Here is a 1309-nt window from a genome sequence, read left to right as displayed (position 1 = left end):
GTATAAGAGACAGACATAATATAGAATGTAGGGGGCTAGGGGAGTATAGATATATTGCTAAAAAAATTGAATCAAATAATGTTGATGGATTGATAAAAAATTTAGTTAATAAAAAAAATATCCCTTATAGTAAATATGTTCGGAGTAAAATATCAGATGACTATTTACCGATAGATTGGAGAATAGATTTTAAATCAGGTTATTGTTGGGATTCAAGAAAGCATTCTTCTAAAATATCTTTTGGTAAACAACCGGGAGTCGATATTAAAGTGCCTTGGGAGCTTTCAAGAATGCAACATTTAGTTCAATTTGTATGGGCATATAAATTAGCGAAACAAGGAAAGGAAGGATTTGCTAGCCCATATGTATATGTAAGAGAATTTCAAGATGAGATCCTTGATTTCATCTCTACAAACCCACCTAAATTCGGGGTGAATTGGACATGTACTATGGACGTTGCGATTCGGGCGGCTAATTGGCTTTTAGTTTATGATTTATTTAAAGTACAAGGAGTCGAATTTGATAAGGAATTTGAAAAAATATTTGTACTTTCTATGCATGATCATGGTAATTTTATTTTTAATAATTTAGAGCGTAATAAGGATATAAGGAATAATCATTATTTATCTAATATTGTGGGGCTATTCTTTATAGCTACATACCTTCCTGCCACAGAAGTGGTATCACAGTGGTTAAATTTTTCATTCCAAGAATTAATTCAAGAGATGAGTTTTCAATTTTATGAAGAAGGCTCAAACTTTGAAAATTCAACTACTTATCATCGCTTATCTAGCGAACTCATGCTTTATGCAACAACAGTAGCGCTAGCATTACCTGAAGAGAAAATAAAGGTATTGCATAGTTATAGATTGCAAAATCATATTGAAATTTGTAAAAAACTAGGATTTGAAATTGATTCGGATAAATTTTGGGATTTCCATAATGGAAAAATTTTTCCGAATTGGTATATAGAGAGATTAGAAAAAACGGCTGAGTTTACAGCTGATATTACTAAGCCTAATGGAGAGGTTGCACAGTTTGGTGATAATGATAGTGGAAGATTCTTTAAGATACAGCCGTCTTATAATTTATTAACAGTTCAGGAAGCTAAGCAAAGATACTTAAATTTAAGTACTTATAATGAATTAAGTGATAAAGAAAATTACTGGGATGAGGACTTTTTAGAACATCGCTTTCTAGTAGCGGGAATTAATGCTTTATTTAAAAGGAAGAAATTTTTTAGCTTTGTAAATAAACCTTCTATAGAATATGTATTAATTAAAAATATGGTGAAAGATCATATGGAAAC

1 protein-coding gene is annotated in these 1309 nt (G+C 30.7%); it reads left to right on the top strand.

Going from position 1 to position 1309, the window contains the following annotated elements:
- Window positions 1-1309, top strand: a 1309-nt coding sequence (locus ABWK52_RS28820) for a heparinase II/III family protein (protein WP_353772348.1), incomplete at both ends; no start/stop codon positions are given.

Source organism: Bacillus sp. AP50 (genome assembly GCF_040492675.1).
Classification (GTDB): Bacteria; Bacillota; Bacilli; order Bacillales; family Bacillaceae_G; genus Bacillus_A; species Bacillus_A cereus.
Note: the sequence above shows the minus strand (reverse complement) of the source record. Positions and strands in the feature narration are given on the sequence as shown.